Annotated in this window: 20 protein-coding genes and 3 tRNA genes; 6 read left to right on the top strand and 17 right to left on the bottom strand. The window is 59.6% G+C overall.

The annotated features are described in order from the left end of the window. Positions 1-19 precede the first annotated feature (19 nt). From pheA to purU, 4 genes are all read right to left on the bottom strand, one after another. Positions 20-1,117, bottom strand: a complete 1,098-nt coding sequence (pheA, locus tag MLC70_RS13185) for a prephenate dehydratase (RefSeq protein ID WP_248184477.1) — start codon at positions 1,115-1,117, stop codon at positions 20-22. A 2-nt stretch (positions 1,118-1,119) separates the two neighbouring features. Beyond that, positions 1,120-2,202 (bottom strand): 3-phosphoserine/phosphohydroxythreonine transaminase, encoded by a 1,083-nt coding sequence (gene serC / locus MLC70_RS13180; RefSeq protein WP_248184476.1) that lies wholly within the window; start codon positions 2,200-2,202, stop codon positions 1,120-1,122. Between the two features lie 51 nt (positions 2,203-2,253). Further along, positions 2,254-4,899 carry a DNA gyrase subunit A gene (gene gyrA / locus MLC70_RS13175; protein ID WP_248184473.1) on the bottom strand — a complete coding sequence of 882 codons (2,646 nt, stop codon included), beginning with the start codon at positions 4,897-4,899 and terminating at the stop codon, positions 2,254-2,256. Positions 4,900-5,025: 126 nt separating this feature from the next. Next, entirely contained in the window at positions 5,026-5,880 is an 855-nt protein-coding gene (purU, locus tag MLC70_RS13170; RefSeq protein WP_248184472.1) for a formyltetrahydrofolate deformylase, read from the bottom strand. 110 nt (positions 5,881-5,990) lie between these two features. Here purU and ggt point away from each other — a divergent pair, with 110 nt between their 5' ends. Beyond that, positions 5,991-7,754: a gamma-glutamyltransferase gene (ggt, locus tag MLC70_RS13165; RefSeq protein WP_248184470.1), complete on the top strand. Its 1,764-nt coding sequence runs from the start codon at positions 5,991-5,993 to the stop codon at positions 7,752-7,754. Between the two features lie 15 nt (positions 7,755-7,769). Then, complete coding sequence (locus tag MLC70_RS13160; protein ID WP_248184468.1) at positions 7,770-8,021, top strand: YkoF family thiamine/hydroxymethylpyrimidine-binding protein; 252 nt, start codon at positions 7,770-7,772, stop codon at positions 8,019-8,021. A 3-nt stretch (positions 8,022-8,024) separates the two neighbouring features. Here MLC70_RS13160 and MLC70_RS13155 read toward each other — a convergent pair whose 3' ends face one another. The 3 genes from MLC70_RS13155 to MLC70_RS13145 form a co-directional block, all read right to left on the bottom strand. Further along, positions 8,025-8,396 (bottom strand): YidH family protein, encoded by a 372-nt coding sequence (locus tag MLC70_RS13155; protein ID WP_248184466.1) that lies wholly within the window; start codon positions 8,394-8,396, stop codon positions 8,025-8,027. After that, a complete protein-coding gene (locus tag MLC70_RS13150) occupies positions 8,396-9,274 on the bottom strand; it encodes a putative RNA methyltransferase (RefSeq protein WP_248184463.1) in 879 nt (292 codons plus the stop codon). The genes MLC70_RS13155 and MLC70_RS13150 overlap by 1 nt, the downstream gene beginning before the upstream one ends. Before the next feature lie 113 nt (positions 9,275-9,387). After that, on the bottom strand, positions 9,388-9,729 hold the full coding sequence (locus tag MLC70_RS13145; RefSeq protein WP_248184461.1) for a 4a-hydroxytetrahydrobiopterin dehydratase: 342 nt from the start codon (positions 9,727-9,729) through the stop codon (positions 9,388-9,390). Positions 9,730-9,872: 143 nt separating this feature from the next. Here MLC70_RS13145 and imuA point away from each other — a divergent pair, with 143 nt between their 5' ends. The 3 genes from imuA to MLC70_RS13130 are packed head-to-tail and all read left to right on the top strand — an operon-like array spanning position 9,873 to position 15,144. Continuing rightward, complete coding sequence (imuA, locus tag MLC70_RS13140; protein WP_248184459.1) at positions 9,873-10,562, top strand: translesion DNA synthesis-associated protein ImuA; 690 nt, start codon at positions 9,873-9,875, stop codon at positions 10,560-10,562. Between the two features lie 21 nt (positions 10,563-10,583). After that, positions 10,584-12,029 (top strand): Y-family DNA polymerase, encoded by a 1,446-nt coding sequence (locus MLC70_RS13135; protein ID WP_248184457.1) that lies wholly within the window; start codon positions 10,584-10,586, stop codon positions 12,027-12,029. Continuing rightward, complete coding sequence (locus MLC70_RS13130) at positions 12,013-15,144, top strand: error-prone DNA polymerase (RefSeq protein WP_248184455.1); 3,132 nt, start codon at positions 12,013-12,015, stop codon at positions 15,142-15,144. The genes MLC70_RS13135 and MLC70_RS13130 overlap by 17 nt, the downstream gene beginning before the upstream one ends. Before the next feature lie 52 nt (positions 15,145-15,196). Here the strand turns inward: MLC70_RS13130 and MLC70_RS13125 are convergent, their stop codons facing one another. From MLC70_RS13125 to dbpA, 4 genes are all read right to left on the bottom strand, one after another. Next, positions 15,197-16,531, bottom strand: a complete 1,335-nt coding sequence (locus tag MLC70_RS13125; RefSeq protein ID WP_248184453.1) for a sodium ion-translocating decarboxylase subunit beta — start codon at positions 16,529-16,531, stop codon at positions 15,197-15,199. Positions 16,532-16,544: 13 nt separating this feature from the next. Next, complete coding sequence (oadA, locus tag MLC70_RS13120) at positions 16,545-18,332, bottom strand: sodium-extruding oxaloacetate decarboxylase subunit alpha (protein WP_248184451.1); 1,788 nt, start codon at positions 18,330-18,332, stop codon at positions 16,545-16,547. A gap of 42 nt (positions 18,333-18,374) precedes the next feature. Continuing rightward, complete coding sequence (locus tag MLC70_RS13115) at positions 18,375-18,623, bottom strand: OadG family protein (protein ID WP_248184449.1); 249 nt, start codon at positions 18,621-18,623, stop codon at positions 18,375-18,377. 225 nt (positions 18,624-18,848) lie between these two features. Further along, positions 18,849-20,222, bottom strand: coding sequence for an ATP-dependent RNA helicase DbpA (gene dbpA, locus MLC70_RS13110; RefSeq protein WP_248184447.1), 1,374 nt, complete (start codon positions 20,220-20,222; stop codon positions 18,849-18,851). A 106-nt stretch (positions 20,223-20,328) separates the two neighbouring features. Between dbpA and MLC70_RS13105 the strand changes: the two genes are divergently transcribed. Beyond that, the gene (locus MLC70_RS13105; protein ID WP_248184445.1) at positions 20,329-20,865 is read left to right on the top strand and encodes a DUF2058 domain-containing protein; all 537 of its coding nucleotides are present in this window, start codon (positions 20,329-20,331) and stop codon (positions 20,863-20,865) included. Between the two features lie 47 nt (positions 20,866-20,912). Here MLC70_RS13105 and MLC70_RS13100 read toward each other — a convergent pair. The 6 genes from MLC70_RS13100 to alaS all read right to left on the bottom strand — a co-directional run bounded on the left by MLC70_RS13100 (position 20,913) and on the right by alaS (position 25,712). Beyond that, positions 20,913-20,989 (bottom strand) — tRNA-Arg (locus MLC70_RS13100). An 18-nt stretch (positions 20,990-21,007) separates the two neighbouring features. Next, positions 21,008-21,084 (bottom strand) — tRNA-Arg (locus MLC70_RS13095). 61 nt (positions 21,085-21,145) lie between these two features. Next, positions 21,146-21,235, bottom strand: a tRNA-Ser gene (locus tag MLC70_RS13090). A 128-nt stretch (positions 21,236-21,363) separates the two neighbouring features. Further along, positions 21,364-21,561: a carbon storage regulator CsrA gene (csrA, locus tag MLC70_RS13085; RefSeq protein WP_248184444.1), complete on the bottom strand. Its 198-nt coding sequence runs from the start codon at positions 21,559-21,561 to the stop codon at positions 21,364-21,366. 181 nt (positions 21,562-21,742) lie between these two features. After that, positions 21,743-22,978: an aspartate kinase gene (locus tag MLC70_RS13080; RefSeq protein ID WP_248184441.1), complete on the bottom strand. Its 1,236-nt coding sequence runs from the start codon at positions 22,976-22,978 to the stop codon at positions 21,743-21,745. A gap of 103 nt (positions 22,979-23,081) precedes the next feature. Next, positions 23,082-25,712: an alanine--tRNA ligase gene (alaS, locus tag MLC70_RS13075; RefSeq protein ID WP_248184440.1), complete on the bottom strand. Its 2,631-nt coding sequence runs from the start codon at positions 25,710-25,712 to the stop codon at positions 23,082-23,084. Between the last annotated feature and the right edge of the window lie 43 nt (positions 25,713-25,755).

Below are 25,755 nucleotides of genomic sequence, written 5' to 3'. Positions count from 1 at the left end.
CACCACCCTGATAGTCGTCTTAGAGAACCCCGATCGGGTAGGAACCCAACCGTTTCAACTCCACGGCTTCCTCGTCGATTTCCGCCAACACCTTGCGCACCTGCTCGTCGTCCGTGTGCCCTTCGAAGTCGATGTAGAACACATACGCCCAGGTACCGCTGGGCGATGGCCGGGTTTCGATCCGGGTCAGACTGAGTCCGTGACGGTGGAAGGGTTCCAGCAACTGGTACAGGGCGCCAGGTTTGTTGCGCATGGACACCAGAATCGACGACTTGTCGTGACCGCTGGCCGGCACTTCCTCACGCCCGATAATCAGGAACCGCGTGGTATTGTCGGGACGATCCTCGATGCTGCTGGCTTCTTTTTCCAGCCCGTACAGTTCCGCAGCCATGTCACCGGCGATGGCGGCGGCGCCCGGTTCTTCCGCGGCTCGGCGGGCCGCTTCGGCGTTACTGCTGACGGTAATCCGTTCGATGCCGTAACGGTGGGTGTCCAGCCACTGCCGGCATTGGGCAAACGACTGCTGGTGCGAGTAGATCCGCGTGATCTCCTGATCCTTGTTTGCCGGCGACACCAACAGGTGATGATGGATGCGCAACTGCACCTCGCCGCAGATTTTCAGCGGCGACGACATAAACATATCGAGCGTGTGGTTAATCATGCCCTCGGTGGAGTTTTCCACCGGGACCACACCGTAATGGGCCGCTCCGGATTCCACCTCACGGAACACCGCATCAATTGCAGGCAGCGGCACACTCACCACGGAATGGCCAAAGTGCTTAAGCGCCGCTGACTGAGTAAACGTGCCCACCGGACCGAGGAAAGCGATGTGCATCGGTTTTTCCAGTGCCAGGCAGGCCGACATGATCTCGCGGAACAGGCGCGCCATTTCCTCGCCCGACAAGGGCCCGGGATTCTGCTCCTTGATTCGGCGCAGCACCTGGGCCTCCCGCTCCGGACGGTAGAAAAACACGTCCTGCTCCGGATTGGCGGCCATTTTTACATTGGCCACTTCCTGGGCGCATTTGGCGCGGGCGCTGATCAACTCCATGATCTTCTGATCCAGCTGATCGATTTCGTCTCTCAGTTCACCCAGACGGGCCTGCTCATTGCTCATGATTACCCACGCTCCCTGGCAAATTCCGTCATATAGGCAATCAGCGCGTCCACACCGGCTTCCGGCATGGCGTTGTAGAGGCTGGCACGCATGCCGCCAACCGAACGGTGACCTTTCAGGTTCAGCAGCCCGCGGGCATTGGCCCCTTTCAGGAACTCATCATTCAGACCATCATCCGCCAGGGTAAACGGCACGTTCATCCATGAGCGGAAACGGGGATCAATGGGGTTGGCGTAGAAATCGTTGGCGTCAATGAAGCCGTAAAGCTTCTGCGCCTTGCGCAAATTGGTCTCGCCCATGGCTTTAACGCCCCCCTGAGCTTTCAGCCATTTGAACACCAGCCCGGCAAGATACCAGGAATAGGTCGCCGGGGTGTTGTACATGGAATCGTTATCCGCGATGACCTGGTAGTTCATCATGGTCGGCGTTTCCTTGTGGGCCTTACCGAGAAGATCCTTGCGGATAATCACCACCACCAGACCAGACGGCCCGATGTTCTTCTGGGCACCGGCATAAATCACTCCGAACTTCGACACGTCCAGCGGCCGCGACAGCATGTTGGAGGACATGTCCGCAACCAGTGGTACGGCACCGCTGTCCGGCACGAAGTCATACTCCAGGCCGCCGATGGTTTCGTTCGGTGTGTAATGCAGATAGGCAGCGTCGTTGCGGGTGTTCCAGGTACTCTGCTCCGGAATCGTGGTGAAACCGCTCGCTTCGCTGCTGGCAGCCACATTGACCTGACCGTACCGACTCGCTTCTGCGATGGCTTTTTTCGACCAGATACCGGTATTGATGTAATCCGCAGACGACTGATCACCCAGCAGGTTCAGGGGGATAGTCGCAAACTGGCTCGAAGCTCCACCCTGCATGAAGAGCACAGCGTAATCACTTGAAACTCCGGCCAATTCACGGAGATCTTTTTCAGCCGTTTCGGCAATCTCGACGAACTCATCACTGCGATGACTCATCTCCATCACGGACATGCCGGTACCACGCCAGTCGAGCATTTCATCCCGCGCCTGCCGCAGCACGCTTTCCGGCAAGGTTGCCGGACCTGCACAAAAGTTATACGCCCTGCTCATGTTCCTGTGATCTCTCAAGTCTTACCTGTCGTTCCGGGAAAGGTGCTGGCGTTATTCTTCGCCAGCACCGTCTTCGGCATTGCCGGCATCGTCTGCACTGTCTTCACTGCCCGGTTCCGGTGCGGATGCGCCTTCAGCCAATTCCTCAGCCAGTTCCTCCGGCTCATCACTTTCAGCGATTCGCTCGACGCCCACCAGGCGCTCATCTTCCTGGCTCAGTTTGATCAGGCGCACACCCTGGGTATTCCGGCTCAGAACAGACACTTCGTCAGTGCGGGTACGAACCAGCGTGCCCTTGTCCGAGATCAGCATCATTTCGTCGCCGTCGAACAATTGCAGCGCGGTCACCAGGTTGCCGTTACGCTCCGAACACTGCATGGCGATAACGCCCTGACTGCCGCGACTGTAGGTCGGGAACTCGTCAAACGCGGTGCGCTTGCCGTAACCGTTCTCACTGGCGGTGAGCAGCACGCCGTCTTCCTGCGGAATGATCAGGGAAACCACGTGGTGGCCTTCAGCCATCCGGATACCCCGAACACCACGGGCAGTCCGGCTCATCGGGCGCACGGCCTCTTCGTTGAAGCGGACGGCCTTACCGGCCGTGGAAAACAGCATGACTTCGGCATCACCCTTGGTGATGGCGGCGCCAATCAGGGTATCGCCCTCATCCAGCGACAGCGCGATCAGGCCACTGCTGCGCGGACGGGAGAAGTTCGGCAGCGGGGTCTTCTTGACCACACCGGCCGAGGTGGCCATTAACACGAACTGGTCTTCCGGGTAATCCCGTACCGGCAGGAACGTGGTAATACGCTCACCTTCGTCCAGCGGCAGGATGTTGACCATCGGACGGCCGCGAGAGGCGCGGCTGGCACGAGGAATCTCGAACACACGCAGCCAGTAGACCTTGCCGCGGTTGGAGAAGCACAGAATGGTGTCGTGGGAATTGGCCACCAACAGCTTCTCGACGAAATCCTCGTCTTTCATCGAGGTGGCGGCCTTGCCGCGGCCACCGCGACGCTGGGCCTGGTAATCCTCCACGGCCTGGGTCTTGGCATAACCACCATGAGAAATGGTCACCACCAGATCTTCTTCATCGATCAGGTCGGCAATGGTGAGGTCACGCTGGGAACTGGTGATCTCGGTGCGGCGCTCGTCGCCAAATTCAGTCACCACCGCCTCCAGCTCTTCGCGGATCACCTGCATCAGGCGGTCCGGATCACCGAGGATTTCCAGCAGGCCGGCAATTTTCTCCAGAATTTCCTTGTATTCGTTCTGGAGCTTCTCCGTTTCCAGACCGGTCAGACGATGCAGACGCATGTCCAGGATCGCCTGAGTCTGCTCCGGTGACAGGTAATAAAGGCCATCCCGCAGTCCGTAGATTTCCGGCAGGTCATCGGGACGGCAGGCGTCTTCACCGGCACGCTCCAACATCGCCAGCACATCACCCGGCGCCCAGCCTTTGGACATCAACTTTTCTTTGGCTTCCACGGAGCTCGGTGAGGCCTTGATCAGTTCGATCATTTCATCGATGTTGGCCAGAGCAACGGTCAGACCCTCAAGGATATGGCCACGTTCACGGGCCTTGCGCAGCTCGTAGATGGTCCGGCGGGTTACCACCTCGCGGCGGTGGCGCACGAACGCGTCGAGCATTTCCTTGAGGTTGAGAATCTTCGGCTCGCCGTTGATCAGTGCCACCATGTTGATACCGAATACGGTCTGCAACTGGGTATGGGCGAACAGATTGTTGACGATGACTTCCGGGTTTTCACCACGGCGAAGTTCGATCACCACGCGGATGCCTTCCTTGTTGGACTCATCCCGCAGTTCGGTGATGCCTTCCAGGCGCTTTTCCTTGACCAGCTCGGCGATCTTCTCGATCAGACGCGCCTTGTTCAGCTGGTACGGCAGCTCGGTAATGATGATGGCATCACGGTTGGTTTTGTTGTCGTGCTCGATTTCATGGCGGGCGCGGATATAGATACGCCCGCGGCCGGTGCGATACGCCTCGACGATGCCGGCACGGCCGTTGATGATGCCCTCGGTGGGGAAATCCGGACCCGGGATGAAATCCATCAGTTCGTCGATGGTCAGGTCCGGGTTATCAATCAGTGCCAGACAGCCGCTGACCACTTCCGTCAGGTTGTGGGGCGGAATGTTAGTGGCCATGCCCACCGCGATACCGGAAGAACCGTTGACCAGCAGGTTCGGCACCCGGGTCGGCAGCACTTCGGGAATCCGCTCGGTGCCGTCGTAGTTGTCGACGAAATCAACGGTTTCCTTGTCCAGATCCGCCAGCAACGAGTGCGCGATCTTCTTCATGCGGATTTCGGTGTAACGCATGGCGGCGGCGTTGTCGCCGTCGATAGAACCGAAGTTACCCTGACCGTCTACCAGCGGATAACGCAGGGAGAAGGGCTGAGCCATCCGAACGATGGTGTCGTAGACCGCGGAATCACCGTGGGGGTGATATTTACCGATGACGTCACCGACCACACGGGCGGATTTCTTGTAGGCCTTGTTCCAGTCGTTGCCCAGTTCGGACATGGCGAACAGAACACGGCGGTGAACGGGTTTGAGGCCGTCACGAACATCCGGGAGCGCCCGGCCAACGATAACGCTCATGGCGTAATCGAGGTAGGACTGCTTCAACTCATCTTCAATATTTACCGGCAGGATCTCTTTGGCTAACTCACCCATCGAGAAAGGTTCCTTTGCGTTTGCTGGAAGTCGTTTCAGGGCTTTTTGTACGCCCCGTAGTTATTCTTTAACAAGCGGCCAATACTAACACAGTCAGCCCCTTACCGGGGCAATTGCGAACCGCTCTTAATCAAAAACCACCGTCTTGTTCTGGTAGGTAATCACCCGGTCTTCAATGTGGGAGCGCAGGCCGCGGGCCAGCACGTTCTTCTCCACGTCTTTACCCAGGCGAACCATGTCTTCGATGGAGTCGCTGTGGGTAATGCGGATCACATCCTGTTCGATGATCGGACCTTCGTCCAGATCCTGGGTGACGTAATGACAGGTGGCGCCGATCAGCTTCACGCCCCGGCTGTAGGCCTGGTGATAAGGCCTGGCACCAGCAAAGGACGGCAGGAAGCTGTGATGAATATTGATCACCTTACCGGAATATTTTTCACACAAAGCAGCCGGCAGAATCTGCATGTAACGGGCCAGAACCACCACGTCCGTGGCGTAGCCCTCGATCAGACCATCAATTTCGCCAAACGCCTCGTCACGGTTTTCCCGGGACACCGGAATGTAGTGGTAGGGTATCTCGTGCCACTCCACCATGCGGCGCAGGTCCTCGTGGTTGGAGATCACGGCCACAATCTCGGCGTTGATCTCACGGCTGTGCCAGCGGTGCAGGAGGTCCGCCACGCAGTGGGACTCCTTGCTGCACATCAGGATCACCTTCTTGGGCTGCGCGGAATCCGCCACGTGCCAGTCCATATCGAACTCACGGGCAATCGGGTCAAAGGCGGCACGAAACTGATCAAGACCGAAAGGAATCGAGCTGGCCTTGATCTCGTGGCGCATGAAGAAGCGGCCCGTATGGGTGTCCGAATGGTGACTCGCCTCGGTAATCCAGCCATTGTAGGTGGACAGGAAATTACTCACCTTGGCGACAATTCCCACCCGGTCCGGGCAGGAAATCACAAGACGATAGGTATGCTCCATGGAAGCCTTTCCTTAGTTCTGATCCGGAAACGCGGGGGCGAAGGTTTCACACCCGTAAAAATGACCGGCTATCATAGCCTATCTGAACGCCAGAAACGAGGAACAAGCACATGGACAGACACCCACCTCAGGTACCCCGCACACACGCCTCCAGGGGCCGCTCACCGGGCCTGCGCGCCGGGCTTGCCGTCATTCTGCTAAGCGTTGCCGGCAGTCTGTGTGCGCAGGCGATTCTGGAGGGCGAACGTCACCACCCGGAACAGGGCCGCAAGGGCATGGTGGTCACCAGCCACGACCTGGCAACCGACGCGGCGCTGGAGGTGCTGAAAAATGATGGCAATGCCGTAGATGCCGCCGTTACCGCCGGCTTTGTACTGGCCGTTGTGCAGCCCCGCTCGGGCAATATCGGCGGCGGTGGTTTCATGTTGTTTGCCCCCGGCGACGGCGGCCCGGTTGAAGCCATCGATTACCGGGAAAAAGCCCCGGCCGCGGCCACCGAAACCATGTTCCAGGACAACGATGGCAATGCGGTGCCCAACCGCAGCCGCTTCACCCATCTGGCCTCCGGCGTACCCGGCACGGTGGCCGGACTGGCCCTGGCACTGGAACGCCACGGCACCCTGTCACTGCCGGAAGCGCTGGCGCCGGCAATACGCCTGGCCCGGGACGGATTTATCGTGCCAGCACGCTTCACCGAAGGCCTGGAGCAGGCCCGGGACCGCCTGCAACGCTGGCCCGCCAGCCGTGCGACGTTTTACCGGGAGGATGGCTCACCCTGGCCACCGGGCGAGCGTTTTCGCCAGCCGGAACTGGCTGCCACCCTGCAGCGCATCGCCGATCAGGGCACCCGAGGCTTCTATGAGGGCAAGACAGCGCGCCTGATCGTCGAGGAAATGCAGCGTAATGATGGTCTGATCACCGCGGCGGATCTGAAAGACTATCAGCCGTCCATCCGCAAGCCGGTGCGCGGAACCTATCGAGGCTATGAGGTGTTCTCAATGTCACCGCCCTCCTCCGGCGGCACCCACATCCTGCAGATCCTGAACATTCTGGAACACTACCCATTGGCAGAACTCGGCCATAACGCCGCGGACACCCTGCATTACATGGCCGAAGCTATGAAACTGGCCTACGCCGACCGCTCGAAGTTTCTTGGCGACACGGATTTTGTTGATGTTCCCCTCGACGGCCTGCTGGACAAAGCCTACGCCGCCGAGCTGCGCAAAAACATCAGCGTCGACAAGACTCGGCCAGCCAGCGAACTTCAGCCCGGCAACCCCAACGCCTTTGAAAGCCCGGAAACCACCCACTACTCCATCGTCGACCGTCGGGGTAACGCGGTATCCAACACCTACACCATCAATTTCAGTTACGGCTCGGGCATTACCGTGACCGGGGCGGGCTTCCTGCTCAACAATGAGATGGACGACTTCAGCGCCAAGCCCGGTGAGCCCAACGCGTTCGGGCTGATTGGCGGCGAGGCCAACAAGGTGGAACCGGGCAAACGCATGCTCAGCTCCATGTCGCCGACGGTTGTGCGCAAGAACGGCCGCAACTTCCTGGTCACAGGCAGCCCCGGCGGCTCGCGGATCATCACCACCACCCTGCAAGTGATTCTTAATGTGATTGATCACAACATGAACATTCAGAGCGCCGTCGACGCGCCGCGCATGCACCATCAGTGGCTGCCGGACGCGATCTTCATTGAACAGGGATTCAGCCCGGACACCCTCCGGCTACTGGAGGACCGCGGCCATACCGTGAAAACCACCAACGCCATGGGTGCGATCCAGAGCGTCCTGATTGGTGAGGATGGAACGCTTTACGGCGGCGCCGATCCAAGACGCAGTACTTCATCCGCAAAGGGTTACTGAACCCGGGGAGACATCATGTATCTATCTGTGCAACTGAGCTGTTACCCGCTCAAGGACGACTACAAGCAACCAATCTGGGATCTGATTGACCGGCTGAAACAGACCAGTCTGGAGGTGCATCCCGGGCGCATGAGCACCGAGATGTTCGGCGAGTATGATGAGGTGATGTCGGTGCTCTCAGACACCCTGAAATGGTCGTTCGAAACCTACGGCAAGTCGGTTTTCGTGGCAAAAATCATGGAAGGTGACCGGCGGCCGAAGGGGTAACCCCTACACCCGCCCCACAAACAGCGCCGCAACCAGCACGGTGCCGAGAAACGCCACAACCATGTTCACCACCAGCCCCCAGCGGAAGCCGTAACCTTCGGGAAACTCCGCGGGGGTCAGGGTGCGCAACAGGGCCCGGAACTGGCGGGATGACCACACTGCGGCAAAGGCCCCCAGCAGAATGAACAGGATGCCAATCCAGAACGCCAGCACCGCGTTGATGGCACCCACCGCTTCCGGGGCCAGCGCATGGAGCAACAGCCCCGCCCGCTCGATCAGGAATCCGAAGGCAATGAAGGACAAGCTGGTGCGGTTCCAGGCCAGCAACGTGCGCTCGGCGGCGAACAGAACCCGGGGGTCTTTCAGATCTGACATCAGGCGCTTTCCTTTTCATCCGGTGAAGGGTTTGGAAGTGTGCATTGATAACGGGTCAGGCGTACATCCACGGTGACCGTCAACGACTGCAGCGCCACAGCACGCTCAAGCCCCTCCGCGGTGGCACGGTACAAATGTGGCGTCATCGCCAGCAAATCCGCAATCCGCTCCTGGCTGTCCAGCGTCAGGACAAAGCGCTCCATGGCGGAGCCAAGCACTCTAAAACCCACCGGATCGTCGCGCACCGCGCTTTTTTCAGGCTTCAGCGTAGGGTAGATGATCTCACGCAATTCCCGTAGATGCGCGGGTCCGGCGTCCACCTGAAGCAACTGCCCCCCGGGCTTCAGCACCCGGGCAAACTCGGCATACACAGGAAAACCGAACACACAGAGCACCCGGTCCACCGAGGACGAAAGCACCGGCAGCCGGGCGTTGGTACCCACCACCCACGCCGGGTGCTTGTCCTGTTTCGCGGCTGCCAGTACCGCCCATTTGGAGATATCCACGCCCAACAACTCGAGTGCTGGTTGTTCTGCGGCAGCCGCCGCCAACTGGCGCAGGTAATAGCCTTCTCCACAGCCCGCATCCAGGCAGGTTAAGCGGTGTGTGTCGGGCATTTCCGCCAGCACCAGACGATTCACCGCATCGGCGACGGGCTGGTAAAAGCCGCCGTTCAGAAAGCGCTGACGGGCTGCCACCATCTCCTTGCTGTCACCGGGATGAAGAGAACGCTTGTTCTGGACCGGCAACAGGTGGATATAGCCCTGGCGGGCGGTATCAAAATTATGCCCCGCCGGGCAGCGCCAGGCCGCGCCAGTATGGCTCAGAGGTTCTCCGTCCAGCGGGCAGGCAAGAGCTTGAAAGGGTTCGACGGGCATGGGCGTATCACCTGAATGCAATGGGAATGCGCAAGGCTACCCCAAACACCGCCAATGGTCTAAATGGCAAGCCGGATTTCATCGCCATCGGTTTTGCCGTGCCGGACCACCGGTCAGCTTCCGTAAGCGGCACCGGTCCGGGCGGCCATAATGAAATCGTTTTTGTGCAAACCACCGATGGAGTGAGTCCACCAGCGCACCGTCACCTGGCCCCACTCGAGCAGAATGGCGGGATGATGCCCCTCGGCTTCGGCCAGTTCTCCGACCCTGTTGGTAAACGCCTGAGCCTCGGCAAAGTTACGAAACCTGAAGACCCGTTGCAGCTGCTCTTCCCCATCCAGCTCAACGAGTTGCCAGTCAGGAATTTCCCCCAGCAGACTGCGCTTCTCATCTTCCCCGATTTTCGGGGCATCTGCGCTGCAGGCCTCGCAGGACAGCCCTTCCAGTGAAGTCATGGTCTTTTCCCCCTGAACAGTAGCGTGTACTACAAGCGTGGCCGCCGGCCTGCGGATTATCAAGCCCACTCTTGAAATTCGACCCTGTTCAGAATACTGTATATTTAAACAGTACTCCGGAAACCAGGCAGGAATTTAACACCATGAGCAAACTTCTGAACACGCTGATAGAGGATGCCCGTGTCTGGCAGGGGCATCGTCAGACACGGACCACGCAACCGGCGGAACCGACCGGTTATCAGGCCCTGGACAATCAGCTCGGAGGCCTGGGCTGGCCCCGCGGAGCTCTGAGCGAATGCCTGCTGGATGCCCCGGGCATTGGCGAATTGCAGCTGGTGCTGCCACTGATGCAACGGCTGTCCCACGCTGGCAAAACTGTGTTCTGGCTGAACCCGCCACACACACCTTACGCCCCTGCCCTGGCCCGTGACGGAGTGAATCTGGACCAGATTGTGATGATCCGCACCGAAGACAGCGGCGATCTGCTCTGGACCCTGGAAAACTGCCTGCGCTCTCCGGTCACCGGGCTGGTACTGGCCTGGCCGGGCAAACTGGCCGCCCGGGATATCCGCCGCCTGCAACTGGCGGCGGAGGCCGGCAGCAATGTGTGCGTGCTGTTCCGCAGCCGCAGGCTGGCCGACCAGAGTTCTCCGGCCGCTCTGCGCCTGGAGCTGGAAGCCGGCGAACACCAGGACCTGCGGATCAAGGTGCTGAAACGTCGAGGCAGCTGGCCCGGGCAGCGTTGCACACTGGCCATGGGCCGACGGGCCGATTTACCGGTCACCGAATCGAACCGGGTGGTTCAGGGCCCCTGGTCCGCATCCGCTCCCTGACTGACATAAAGGCACGGCATCATGCTCTGGGCTTACCTGCATTTCCCGCACCTGCTGCTGGATCACATTCGTCGCTCCCGCAACGGGCGTGATGAGGCGAATGAAGAGAACAGTAAACCGGCTCTGGTGGTTGTGGATCAGTCTGCCCAGCGCGTGTTGCAAGCCTGCCCACAAGCCCAGGCCCAGGGTGTGCAAGCGGGCATGCGTCTGAAAACCGCCATTAACCTGGTGCCCGAGCTGGCCATCGCCCACGCGGACCCGGGGCGTGAACAGCAGATTCTGGTGGAGCAGGCGCGCTGGCTGTACCGCCATGTTGCCAGCATTGTGCTCCACCCGCCCGACGGCTTGCTGGTGGAGGTGGGCAGCCTGGAAAAACTCTACGGCGGCCTGGCCGCCGTCTGGCAAACCCTGGAACAGGCTCTCTCGGAACGGCATCTGACCGCCTGGATGGCCACCGGAGCCACTCCTCTGGCGGCTCGTCTTTGCGCTCGGGCCGGCCAGGGCCAGTGCACTGCAGACAAGGTCCATATGGAACGGCATCTCCATAATCTGCCACTGGCCGCCGCCGGCTTTGACGACCGCACCCTGACCCGGCTCCAGCGTCTGGGTCTGACCCAAATGGGGGAAGTCATGACCTTACCACCCGCCGAGCTGGCCAGACGGCTGGCACCGGAAACCCTTGCCCGGGTGCAGAAAATTCAGGGCAGCCGGCCAGACCCGCAACAACCCTGGCAGCCACCGCACCACTTTCGTCAGCAGGCGGATTTCGTGCAGGACATCGAGCGCGCCGAAGGCCTGCTGTTTCCCCTGCAACGCATACTGACGGAGCTGGAAGAAGACCTGTGCTGGCGCCAGCAGGACACCGACAGCCTGCTCCTGGTGCTGACACATCGCCATCACGAGCCTACCCGCTTGCGCATTCGCACCTCCGGGCCGGAACACCGGGCCGAGGCATTTCTGAACCTGATGCGCCTGCGCTTCGAGCAACACCCCCTGCCGGCTCCAGTGGCTTCTCTGGTGTTATCCGTGCGCCGCTTTCTCGGGCGGGAAGCCGCAGCAGGCAATGACCTGCTGGGCGAAACCCGGGACCTGAACGAAGCCTGGCACACACTGATCAGCCGCCTGCAGGCCCGTCTGGGCAACGACGCCCTGCAACAACTGTCGCCCCAACCGGATCACCGCCCGGAACGAGCCTGGTCGGCCTCCGAGGTTCAGCGCAAACCGCGCCCGGCGATAAGCGACCTGACCAGTCTGCCCCGCCGACCCTTGTGGTTACTGAACGGCCCGCAAGCCCTGCCGGAGGCTCCGGTGGCCTGGTATTCCGGCCCCGAACGAATCAGCGGCGGCTGGTGGGATGGCCAGCGGGTGCACCGGGATTACTACATCGCCGGGCTGAGTAGCGGTCAGCTGGCCTGGGTATTCCGGGATGTGCGGGGCGGCTGGTTTGTCCATGGCTGGTTCGGATAAGCCCATGTCTTACGCCGAGCTTTACTGTTTCAGCAATTTCACTTTTCTGACCGGTGCCTCACATCCCTATGAGCTGGCCGAGCAGGCAGCGGAACTGGGCTATCGTGCCCTGGCCATTACCGATGCCTGTTCCGTCGCTGGTATTCCCAGAGCCTGGGCGGCTCTCAAAGACAGCCCGGTAAAGCTGATCACCGGCAGCTGGTTTGAACTTGAAAACGCCCCGGCCAACGGCACCCCACCGCAGTTCATCCTGCTGGCCCGCAACCGCGCCGGTTACGGCCAGCTGTGCCAACTGATTACCACCGGCCGACGCCGGGCAGAGAAAGGCCAATACCGGTTGTTCCGTGAGGATCTGGAAACTCATCCTCTCGAGGACTGCCTGTGCCTGTGGTTGCCACCCCTGCCGGCCAACGCCAGCTACGACGAAGCACTGGCCAGCGGCGAGTGGCTGCACTGGTTGTTTGGCGATCGCCTGTGGCTGGGCGCCAGCCGCACCCTGGAATCCGGGGAAGACCACCACCTGTGCCGGATAGGCCAGCTGTCCTCGGACCTGCGCTGCCCGATCACCGCCACCGGGCAGGTGCACATGCACAGCCGCGAACGCCAGCCATTACAGGATGTGCTCACCGCCCTGCGTCACAACACCTCGCTGGAACAGGCCGGCCGCTACCTGTTCCAGAACGGCGAGCGCTACCTGCGCCCCCTGGCGGTATTGCAGCGGCTATTTCCCGAGGCCTGGCTGAAAGAAAGCCTGGCCATCGCCGAGCGGTGTGTTTTCGAGCCCGGCAGCCTACGTTACGAATACCCGCCCGACCTGGTGCCTGAAGGCGAATCCCCCGTCAGCTTCCTGCACCGCCTGACCCGGGAAGGCGAGCGCCGGCGTTTTCCCGGTGGCACACCACTGACGGTGCAGGCTCTGATCCGCAAGGAGCTGGCACTGATTTCCGAGATGAAGTACGAGCATTACTTCCTCACCATTCAGGACATTGTCGCCTTTGCCCGCAGCCAGGGCATTCTGTGTCAGGGCCGCGGCTCCGCCGCCAATTCCGCAGTGTGTTACTGCCTGGGCATCACCGAGGTCAACCCCACTAAAGTGGATCTGCTGTTCGAGCGCTTCATCTCCAAGGACCGCAACGAGCCGCCGGACATCGACGTGGACTTCGAGCACGAGCGCCGTGAAGAGGTCATTCAGTACATTTACCGCCGCTACAGCCGCGAGCGGGCGGCACTGGCCGCCACCGTTGTCCGCTACCGCCCCCGCAGCGCAATCCGCGATGTCGGCAAAGCCCTGGGGTTCGATTCCGCGCTGGTCGAACAGCTGCTCAATGGTGTGGACTGGCGCGACAAGGCCACCGACTGGCGCCAGCAGATCCTCGACAAACGCCTGACTCGAAACCCCCGGATAGCCGACCGCTTCTTCACCCTGGTCAACACCCTGCTGGGCTTTCCCCGCCACTTGTCACAGCACGTCGGCGGCTTCGTAATCAGTGCCGGGCCACTGGCGGAACTGGTGCCGGTGGAGAACGCCGCCATGGAAGGTCGCACCGTTATCCAGTGGGACAAGGACGATCTGGAAAGCCTGGGGCTGATGAAAGTGGATGTGTTGGCACTGGGCATGCTCTCGGCCATTCGCAAGGCGCTGGAACTGATCAGTGAGGAAAAGGGCCAACCCTTTGCCATGCAGGACATCCCCGCAGAAGATCCGGACACCTACGCCATGTTGCAACAAGGCGACAGCATCGGCGTATTCCAGGTGGAATCCCGCGCCCAGATCAACATGCTGCCGCGCCTGAAGCCGGAGACGTATTACGACCTGGTGATCGAAGTGGCCATTGTTCGCCCCGGGCCGATCCAGGGTGACATGGTGCATCCGTATCTGCGCCGCAAACACGGCCTGGAACCGGTGGATTACCCCAACGACGAAGTGCGGAAAGTGCTTGAACGCACCCTGGGCGTGCCCATCTTCCAGGAACAGGTGATCAAACTGGCCATGGTGGCCGCCGGCTTCTCCGCCGGGGAAGCCGACCGGCTGCGCCGGGCTATGGCCGCCTGGAAATCCCACGGTGACCTGACCCCGTTCCGCGACAAACTCATCAGCGGCATGCTCGAACGTGGCCACGACGCCGACTTTGCCGAACGCCTGTATCTACAGATCTGTGGCTTTGGCGGCTACGGCTTCCCGGAATCCCACGCCGCCAGCTTTGCCCTGCTGGTGTACGTGTCCGCCTGGATCAAGCGTCATTACCCGGCGGCGTTCTACTGCGCCCTGCTCAACAGCCAGCCCATGGGATTCTACTCCCCCTCACAACTGGTACAGGATGCCCGCCGCCACAACGTGGCGGTGCTGCCGCCGGATGTAAACCATAGCCACTGGGACCACACCCTGGAAGGCCCCACCCGCCAGCTAAGGCTGGGCTTGCGCCTGATACAGGGCTTGTCGGAAAGCGGCGCCGAACGCCTTCACCAGTACCGGCCCGCAACCGGCTACCGCTCCACCAGCGAACTGCGCCGTCTGGCCAGCCTCAATCAGCGGGACATGGAGCTGCTGGCCGGCGCCAACGCCATGCCCGACTTCACCAGTAACCGCCACCAGGCCTACTGGCAATTGCTGGACCACGAACAACCGACGGAACTGTTCGCGGAGGAAGCCGCCGCAGAGTACCTCCCGGAACACTGTCATCAGCTACCGGAGCCCACCGAAGGCCAGAGCGTCCTTGCCGACTACGCCAGCCAGGGCCTCACATTGCAGCGCCACCCACTCGCCCTGCTGCGGGAACAGGGCCATCTGAAGTTCTGCCTGAGTGCCGAACAGCTCAAAACCACCAAAGCCGGCATCCCCGTTCAGGTGGCCGGCCTGGTTACCGGTCGCCAGCGCCCAGGCACGGCCTCCGGCGTGACGTTTGTCACTCTTGAGGATGAGACCGGCAATGTGAATGTGGTGGTGTGGCTGGAAACTGCACGGCGGCAGCGAAAGCCATTGCTGACCGCGCGGCTGCTGCATGTGAAGGGCGTATTGGAACGACAAGGCGAGATTATGCATGTGATGGCGGGGAAACTTTCGGATCTGAGCCATCTGATTCGTTCATTGCCGGTTGATTCCCGGAATTTTCATTAGAAAAAAGAAAACCCCGCACGAAGGCGGGGTTTTCGGTACTACTCGGTGGAGATCAGCTCAGGAGCTTGATCATCACACCGGCAGCCACTGCAGAGCCGATAACGCCGGCCACGTTGGGACCCATGGCGTGCATCAGCAGGAAGTTCTGCGGGTTGGCCTCAAGACCGACCTTGTTGGATACCCGGGCCGCCATCGGCACCGCGGATACACCGGCAGAACCGATCAGCGGGTTGATGGCTTCCTTGGTGAAGCGGTTCATCAGCTTCGCCATCATAACACCACAGGCGGTACCAACACCGAAGGCCACAATGCCCAGCCCCAGGATACCCAGCGTCTGGCCGTCCAGAAACTTGTCCGCCATCAGCTTGGAGCCAACGGACAGCCCCAGGAAAATGGTCACGATGTTGATCAAGGCATTCTGGGCGGTGTCGCTCAGACGCTCCACCACGCCACATTCGCGCATCAGGTTACCGAAGCAGAACATACCCAACAGCGGCGCCGCATCCGGCAGGAACAGAACCACCGCAATCAGAACCACCAGCGGGAAGACGATCTTCTCTTTCTTGCTCACCGGGCGGAGCTGGGACATCTTGATGGCCCGCTCTTTCTGACTGGTCAGCGCCTTCATGATCGGCGGCTGAATCATCGGCACCAGCGCCATGTAGGCGTAGGCAGACACCGCAATCGCACCCAGCAAGTGCGGAGCCAGAACGCTGGACACGTAGATGGATGTAGGACCATCCGCCCCGCCGATGATGCCGATGGCGGCTGCTTCCAGAATCGTGAAGTCCAGAATACCCAACCAATCCAGCAGCGCGGCACCAATCACCGTGCCGAAAATACCGAACTGGGCAGCGGCACCCAGCAGCAGGGTCTTGGGGTTGGCAAGCAGAGGACCGAAATCGGTCATCGCACCGACGCCCATGAAGATCAACAGAGGCCCGATGGTGCTGCCGATAACCACCGAGTAGAAGTTATACAGCATGCCATTGCCGTAACCGAAATCCTGAGCGATCGCGTTTGCCATCGCCATTTCGGAATAACTGGCCTCTTTCACCGCCACTTTGAACGCTTCTTTCAATTCCGGCGTAACGGCCTGTCCGGCCTGATAGGCCACGTCCAGCGGCGCTGCCAGCGCCGCAAGGATCTCGGTCGTGCCACCCTTCAACGCAAAGTGGATCGCATTTTCCGCCGCAGTCAGGGCCAGGCCTGCCTCCGGAATATTCGCCAGGATGCCACCGAAACCAATCGGCACCAGCAGCAGAGGCTCAAAACCCTTGCGAATCGCAAGGAAGAGAAGAACAAGGCCAATAGCGATCATGATCACCTGGCCGATCTCGATGTTGAACAGGCCACTACCTGTCCAGAGCGTCAGTAATTTATCCATGGAATGCTGGCCCTTATGCGATTGTCAGCATTTCATCATCAGGGGAGACGGCATCACCGACCTTGATGAAGACTTCACCGATCGTACCGGCTTTCGGTGCGCGAACCTCGGTTTCCATTTTCATGGCCTCGAGGATAATCATCACTTCGCCCTCTTCCACGGTATCCCCCGGTGAAACCAGCACCTTGAAGATGTTACCGCCCAGCGGCGCAAGCACAGGCTCGCCCTCACCAGCAGCTGGAGCAGGAGCTGAAGAGGCTGCCGGCGCAGACGCTGCACCACCCTCACCCTGGATCTGGGTGATTTCGCCACCTTCGGAAACGGCAACCACGAACTTCTTGCCATTCACTTCCACTGTGTACGTCTCAGGGCCGTCCGCCTTGGTAGCCGGAGCACTGCTTCCGGCGGTCGGAACCGGCTCGAACGCATCAGGGTTATTGCGGTTCTCGAGGAATTTGAGGCCAATCTGCGGGAACAGCGCGTAGGTCAGTACGTCGTCTACGGTGTTGTCAGCCAGTTTGATGCCTTTCTCTTCGGCCAGCTTCTTGAGCTCGTCGGTCAGCTTGTCCATTTCCGGCTCGAGCAGGTCCGCCGGACGGCAGGTAACAGGCTCTTTGCCGTCCAGAACACGCTCCTGAAGCTCCTTGTTCATCGCCGCCGGGGCAGCACCGTACTCGCCTTTCAGGATGGCTGAGGTTTCCTTGGAGATGGACTTGTAGCGTTCGCCGGTCAGCACGTTCAGTACCGCCTGGGTACCCACAATCTGGGAAGTCGGGGTAACCAGCGGGATGAAGCCCAGGTCTTCGCGAACCTTCGGGATCTCATCCAACACCTGGTCGAACTTGTCACTGGCGTTCTGCTCACGCAGCTGGTTTTCCATGTTGGTCAGCATGCCGCCGGGCACCTGGGCAATCAGGATGCGAGAATCCGTGCCTCTGAGGCTGCCTTCAAATCTGGCGTACTTCTTGCGAACTTCACGGAAGTAGCTGGCAATTTCTTCCAGCAGGTTCAGGTCGAGGCCGGTATCACGGTCAGTACCTTCCAGAATCGCAACCACAGCCTCGGTGGGCGAATGACCGTAGGTCATGCTCATGGAAGAGATGGCGGTATCGACGTTATCAATACCGGCTTCCGCCGCCTTGATGGCGGTGGCGGTCGACATGCCCGTGGTGGCGTGACACTGCATGTGGATGGGAATATCCAGCTCTTTCTTCAAACGGCTGACAAGGTCAAAAGCCACGTAGGGCTTGAGAATACCCGCCATGTCCTTGATCGCGATAGAATCCGCGCCCATGTCGGCGACTTCCTTCGCCAGCTCTACCCACATCTCGATGGTGTGCACCGGGCTGGTCGTGTAGGCGATGGTGCCCTGGGCATGCTTGCCGGTCTTGCGAACAGCCTTGATGGCGCGATCCAGGTTACGGGGATCGTTCATGGCATCAAAGATACGGAATACGTCCACGCCGTTCTCGGCGGCACGCTCACAGAAACGATCTACCACATCGTCCGCGTAATGACGATAACCCAACAGGTTCTGACCGCGCAGAAGCATCTGTTGCTGGGTGTTGGGCATGGCTTTTTTCAGTTCGCGGATACGCTCCCAGGGGTCTTCGCCCAGGTAACGAATACAGGAGTCAAAGGTAGCTCCACCCCAGGATTCCAGAGACCAGAAACCGACTTTGTCGAGTTTCTCGGCAATGGGCAGCATGTCATCAAGCCGCATGCGGGTGGCAAGCAGGGACTGGTGGGCGTCACGCAGGATAACGTCCGTAATCCCCAGCGGTTTCTTTGTGTCAGTCATCGTGTCAGCCTTCTGTTTAAAGGTTCTAATACGTCAGCCAGGTCACTTCTTGTGGCGTGACCGGAATTGTGCAATCGCCTTCTTGATGGCTTCCGCCGTGTCGGGGTCAACCGACGTGGGAGCCTTGGGCTTGGCACGTGGCGTTTTCGCCGGGGTTGCCGGCTCTGGCGCAAACCGCGAGATGATCTTGGACATGGCACCGGTTGCGAAAACCAGAATGATCAGGAACACGAACACGAATCCCATGCCTGCAATCATCAGATCAACGGCTTGTGACATCAGCTCATTCATAACGAACAGCTACCTGTATTGAGTTATTTGATTTACCCCGATTTACACCCCAGGCCCACTGCAACTTTGGTCTTACTGGCCTGAAACTCAGTTCGGGAGGCAAAATCATGCGTAATTTACCGTTTTAGGTCGCGTCGAGCAACCTGAATGCGAATTACTATACGCGCTTTCCGAGGCAAGCGACCCTCAATGACAACAGGCTGCAGGCCTCAGCCGCCGGATCATTCAGGCATATCGGACGCGCATTTTACGGCCTTTGATGCGGCCATTCTCCAGCCTGCCGAGCGCCTCGGCAGCGACACTGCGGTCAACCGCCACGAAGCACTGAAAATCAAACAGGTCAATCTTGCCAATCAGCTTACCGGGCAGCCCCGCCTCCCCCGTCAGCGCGCCCAGCACGTCGCCGGGGCGGACCTTGTCCTTGCGACCACCAGAGATACACAGCGTCCGCATTGAAGGCTTCACCGGTTTATCCGACGTGGCGAGCAGCGCCTGCGCATCTCCCCATTGCACCCGCTGATCCCGTTGAGACTCCAACCGTGAGATCTTGTGGCCCTGGGACGGCGTGCAGAAGGTCACCGCATTGCCGGTTTCACCGGCACGACCGGTGCGCCCCACCCGGTGGGTGTGTACCTCCGGATCACGGGCCGGCTCAACATTGACCACCAGCGGCAGCGACTTGATGTCCAGACCGCGGGCCGCCACATCGGTGGCCACGAGAATCGCACAACTCTGGTTGCCGAAACGCACCAGCACGCTGTCCCGGTCCTTCTGCTCCAGATCTCCGTGCAGTGCCAACGCGGAAAAGCCGCGACTCTCAAGGTCGGCCGCCAGCTCATCGCACTGCTGCTTGGTGGTGCAGAAAGCAATGCAGGATGCGGGCTGCAGGTCCGACACCACCGCCGCCAGTGCGTCCGCCTGTCGTCCTGGCTCAATTTCGTAGAATATTTCGCGAATATCCGGCTTTTCTTCGTGCGCTTCCACGCGAATATCCACCGGAGTGGACTGATAACGCTCACTCAGAGTGCGGATACTCTCGGGCCAGGTGGCGGAAAACATCAGCGTCTGGCGACGGGAAGGCACCTGGGCAATGATGCCCTCCACCGCGTCCTGGAACCCCATATCCAGCATCCGGTCCGCCTCATCGAGCACCAATGTCTTTAGGGACTCCAGCGTTAACGTACCTTTGCGCAGGTGGTCCTGGATCCGACCCGGGGTGCCCACAACAATGTGCGCGCCATGGCTGAGTGAGCCGATCTGGGGGCCGATGGCAACGCCGCCACACAGTGTCAGCACCTTGACGTTGGCCTGCGCCCGCGCCAGCTCCCGCAGCGCCTTCGCAACCTGATCCGCCAGCTCACGGGTGGGACAGAGCACCAGCCCCTGGACAGCGAAATGCCTTGGGTTGAGCCTCTCGATCAGACCGATGCCGAACGCGGCGGTTTTACCACTGCCCGTTTGCGCCATGGCGATGACGTCTTTCCCGGAGAGCGTTGGTGGCAGGGCCTGGGCCTGAATGGGCGTTGGCTGCGTGAAACCCAGCTGCGAAAGATTGGAGACCATGGCCTGAGACAGACCAAGCTGGTTAAAGGAAGACATAGACAGAAAATCCTGAAATGAATAACGCTGGTTATGGCGGAGTTGGCAGTCCGCGTATACTACCCTATCAGCGCATTCGAGATAGCAACAATTTACGGAGTCGTAGATGGCATCACTTCAGGATCAGTTGATGAAGGCCGGGCTGGCAGACGAGAAAAAAGCCAAGGCCATTCGCAGCGAAAAACGGAAACAGCGCAAACAGCAGCCCAAAGGCACGGTACAGGTCAACGAGGCGGAGGAGCGCGCGCGCAAGGCCCGAGAAGAGAAAGCCGAACGTGACCGGCAGCTGAACCTTGAGCGCCAGCAGCAGGCCCAGAAAAAGGGGATCCAGGCCCAGATTCGCCAGCTGGTGGACACCAACCGCCTGGATCGGTCGCGGGGCGAGACGTCCTATCAGTTTGTTCACGACAAGAAGATCAAGAAGCTTTTTGTGGATGACAAGATGGTGGACCAGCTGTCACGGGGCCGCCTGGCCATCGTGTTCGTGAATGATCAGTATGAAATTGTGGCGGAAGGCGTGGCGCGCAAGATTCAGGAGCGTGATGAGAGCGCGGTGGTGGTTCTGCACGACCGACAGAAGGATGATGTGGGTGAGGACGACCCGTATGCGGGTTATGAGATTCCGGATGACTTGATGTGGTAACCAGAGAAACAAAAAACCCCGCTCAAAGCGGGGTTTTTCATTTGATATGGCGCGGCTGGGAGGATTCGAACCTCCGACCGCCTGGTTCGTAGCCAGGTACTCTATCCAGCTGAGCTACAGCCGCTTAAACTTGGGGCGAAATTGGCGCGGCTGGGAGGATTCGAACCTCCGACCGCCTGGTTCGTAGCCAGGTACTCTATCCAGCTGAGCTACAGCCGCGCATCATTTCGCTCTGGTTGGTTGCCAACCCAACCGGCTCTCGCAATTCCTTGATGGAAAATGGCGGAGAGGGAGGGATTCGAACCCTCGGTACGATTGCTCGTACGGTTCCTTAGCAGGGAACTGGTTTCAGCCACTCACCCACCTCTCCTTGAGAACGGGGCGTATACTACCATAATTTTTCTGTTTTCATAGGGTTGACACGAGATTTTTCCAGCTCATTTCAGCCCGACATAAAAAAAGCCGTTCAGGTCTCCCGTGAACGGCTTTTCAGGCTTCTCAGCTGTTACCGGGCTCGGGGCCCTCAGAGTCTTTTTCACTCTGAATACGCTGATAAATCTCTTCGCGGTGCACTGCGACTTCCTTCGGGGCGTTCACGCCGATACGCACCTGATTCCCCTTCACTCCCAGTACGGTAACGGTAATGTCGTCACCCACCATCAGAGTTTCGCCAACACGGCGAGTCAAAATCAACATATCCTGTTCTCCCTTATTCAGAGCTACCTGTTCCGAAAATAATGTACTTCTTTGTTTTATAGTGGGGTCACTAACCGCGCAAAACACGCACATTCCCTTATACGGGAACAAGGCGCCAAAGGCGCAGCAAATGACACCCTTTTTACCAAAACCTGCGCGAACCGACCTGTACGCCGCGTGATCAGGCTTGCTCCACCCCGGGCTTGTCCAGTTCGAAGGCACTGTGGAGCGCACGAACCGCCAGCTCGAGATACTTCTCATCGATCACCACGGAAATCTTGATTTCCGATGTGGAGATCATCTGAATATTTATACCCTCATTGGACAGCGCTTCAAACATCTTGGTGGCCACACCTGCGTGTGAACGCATACCAACACCGACAATACTGACCTTGGCAATCTTGCTGTCGCCACTCACCTCGCGGGCACCCAATTCGTCCGCCACGCCCTGGAGCACTTCTTTCGCGCGCTTGAAGTCATTACGGTGAACGGTGAAGGTGAACGACGTCCGGTTATCCTCGCCGACGTTCTGAACGATCATGTCCACTTCGATGTTTGCATCGCTGACCGGCTTCAGTATACGCAAAGCGCTGCCCGGTGTATCAGGCACGCCGGAAATAGTGACTTTGGCTTCGTCGCGGTTGAAAGCGATGCCGGAGACGACCGGTTGTTCCATGGCGTTATCATCCTCAAGAGTAATCAGGGTACCTTCACCATCCTGGAAGCTGGAGAGCACCCTTAACGGAACATTGTACTTACCTGCAAATTCGACAGAGCGGATCTGCAGCACCTTCGAGCCAAGACTGGCCATTTCCAGCATTTCTTCAAAGGTAATCCGGTCCAGACGGCGTGCGGTGTCCACGACCCGCGGATCGGTGGTGTAAACACCATCCACGTCGGTGTAAATCTGGCATTCGTCGGCTTTCAGCGCCGCTGCCAGAGCAACAGCGGTAGTGTCCGAGCCGCCACGTCCGAGGGTGGTGATGTTGCCACTCTCATCAATGCCCTGAAAGCCTGCCACCACCACAACCCGGCCTGCATCCAGATCCTCCCGCATGCGCTGCTCATCGATCTGCTTGATGCGCGCCTTGGTGTGCGAACTGTCGGTCACAATGCGTACTTGCGACCCGGTGTAGGAGCGGGCACTGCACCCCAGCTTCTGCAGCGCCATCGACAGTAACGCTATGGTGACCTGCTCACCGGTTGAGACCAGCACGTCCATTTCCCGGGGCGTGGGCTCTTCCATAATGTCATTTGCCAGCGCGATCAGACGATTGGTCTCACCGCTCATGGCAGAGACCACCACCACGACATCATGCCCTTCGCGGCGGAAGCGACACACTTTCTCGGCCACGGCCTGAATACGCTCGGTAGTCCCTACCGATGTACCACCGAATTTCTGAACCAACAGAGCCATTTTCTTCCCGGAATCCAGAATGGGACAATGGCGGAGCAACGCCCCGCCGGTTAAAAATCAAACGGCGGGATTATAAACGTCAGCCCACCGTCAAAACAGTTGCTCATGCAATATTTTTTTCGACCCAGGCCGGCACACCCGCCAGCGCCTCAGCAAGCTTCGAGGGATCATTACCACCGCCCTGAGCCATATCAGGACGACCACCACCCTTACCATCCACCTGGGCGGCCAGATGTTTCATCAGATCGCCCGCCTTAATCCGGCCGGTGGCCGACTTGGTCACACCGGCCACCAGCGTCACCTTGCCATCCTCAACGCTGGCGAGCACGACCACACCTTGGCCCAGCTTGTTCTTGAGCTGATCGGCGGTTTCCATCAACGCCTGGCGATCGGCGCCCTCAAGTTCGGACGCAACCACTTTCAGACCGCCGATTTCGGCGGCGGATGCGGCCAGGTCAGTACCGGCCGAGCTGGCCAGCTTCGCTTTCAGGCCGCTAATCTCTTTCTCAAGCTGGCGGCTCCGCTCAATGGTCTGCTGCACCTTCTCAACCAGCGTCTCGCGGCTTCCCTTGACCAGCTTCGCGGCGTCGCGCAAGGTCTGTTCGGTCTGATCCACCCACTCCATGGCGCCAAAACCGGTCACCGCCTCAATACGGCGAACACCGGCTGAAATGCCACTTTCGGAGGTGATGCGGAACAGCCCGATGTCGCCAGTACGGGCCACATGGGTACCGCCACACAGTTCAACAGAATAGCTATCGGCGCCCATGCTCAACACCCGCACGGTGTCACCGTATTTTTCACCGAACAGCGCCATCGCACCTTTGGCCTGGGCCTGCTCCATGTCGGTGATTTCGGTCTGCACCGGAGTATTGGCCAGAACCTGCTCATTGACCTGGCGCTCGATCTCCTTGAGCTGCTCGGGCGTGACCGCCTCGAAGTGGGAGAAATCAAAACGCAGCTTGTCAGGGTCCACCAGGGACCCCTTCTGACTCACATGCTCACCGAGCACCTTGCGCAGGGCCGCATGCATCAGGTGGGTCGCGGAGTGGTTGCGCTTGGTACGCTCGCGGCGCGCATGATCAATGCGGGCATCCACTTCCAACCCGGAGAACAGCTCACCCTCCAACACCGTGCCGATATGAAGATGGTTGTCACCCTCCTTGCGGGTATCGGTTACCTGGAACCGGCCGCCACTCCAGGTCAGCAGGCCGGTATCGCCCACCTGGCCGCCGGACTCGGCATAGAAAGGCGTACGCGCAAGCACCACGACCGCTTCGTCGCCCGCTTCTGCCGTTTTTTCCTGGTCACCCACGATCACCGTGCGAATGGCCTCGTGCCCATCCACATGATCGTACCCGGTGAATTCAGTCTTGCCGGCAATGCTGAGCCCGGCGGCGTTGTAATCAATACCGAATTTGCTGGCAGCACGGGCCCGTTCGCGCTGGGCCTCCATGGCTTTCTCGTAGCCTTCGTAATCCAGAGACAGGCCGCGCTCACGGGCGATGTCATTGGTCAGGTCCACCGGGAAGCCATAGGTGTCGTAAAGGGTGAAGACGGTGTCGCCCGGGATCACATCGCCTTTGAGGTCGGCAATGTCCTGCTCCAGCAAACGCAGGCCCTTGTCGAGCGTCTTGGCAAACTGCTCCTCTTCCTGCAGCAGTACCTTTTCAATCTGCTTGCGACTGCTGACCAGCTGCGGGTAAGCGTCACCCATCAGCTCGACCAGAGCGCCGGTTAATCTGTGGAAGAAGGCATCCTTGGCGCCCAGCTTGTTGCCATGACGGGCCGCGCGGCGAATGATACGGCGCAGCACGAAACCCCGCCCCTCATTCGACGGCATCACTCCGTCGGAGATCAGGAAGGCGCAGGAACGGATGTGATCTGCCACCACTCGCAATGAGGCCTCGGTTGTCGCAACGCCCCCCAGAATGGTCGAGGCGGCCTTGAGCAGGTCCTGCATCAGATCGATTTCGTAGTTGCTGTGCACACCCTGCAGTACCGCAGTGATCCGCTCGAGCCCCATGCCGGTATCCACCGAAGGCTTGGGCAGGTTCAGCATTTCGCCGTCGGCGGTGCGGTTGTACTGCATGAACACCACGTTCCAGATCTCGATGTAACGGTCGCCGTCTTCCTCCGGGCTGCCGGGAGGGCCACCGGCCACGTCCGGACCGTGATCAAAGAAAATTTCGGTGCAGGGGCCGCAGGGACCGGTATCGCCCATTTGCCAGAAGTTGTCGGAAGCGTAGGGTGCACCCTTGTTATCACCGATACGCACAATGCGGTCGGCGGGCACCCCGATTTCCTTGTTCCAGATATCGTAGGCTTCGTCATCCGACGCGTAGACCGTTACCCACAACTTTTCTTTGGGTAGCCTGAGCCACTCCTCACCGGTCAGGAACGTCCAGGCATAATTGATGGCTTCACGCTTGAAGTAGTCCCCGAAGCTGAAGTTGCCGAGCATTTCGAAAAAGGTGTGATGGCGGGCGGTATAACCGACATTCTCAAGGTCATTGTGTTTGCCTCCGGCCCGCACGCATTTCTGCGACGTGGTCGCACGGGTGTAGTCACGCTCTTCACGGCCCAGAAACAGATCCTTGAACTGGTTCATCCCGGCGTTGGTGAACAACAGGGTCGGGTCATCTGCCGGCACCAGCGAACTGCTCGGAACAATGGCATGGCCCTGCTGTTTGAAATAGTCCAGAAACGCCTGTCGCAACTCTGCGGTTTTCATAGCCCTTTGATACCCTTCTATAAACCCGACCGGGTCCATGATT

The sequence above is a fragment of the Marinobacter goseongensis genome, assembly GCF_023156235.1.
Classification (GTDB): domain Bacteria; phylum Pseudomonadota; class Gammaproteobacteria; order Pseudomonadales; family Oleiphilaceae; genus Marinobacter; species Marinobacter goseongensis.
Note: the sequence above shows the minus strand (reverse complement) of the source record. Positions and strands in the feature narration are given on the sequence as shown.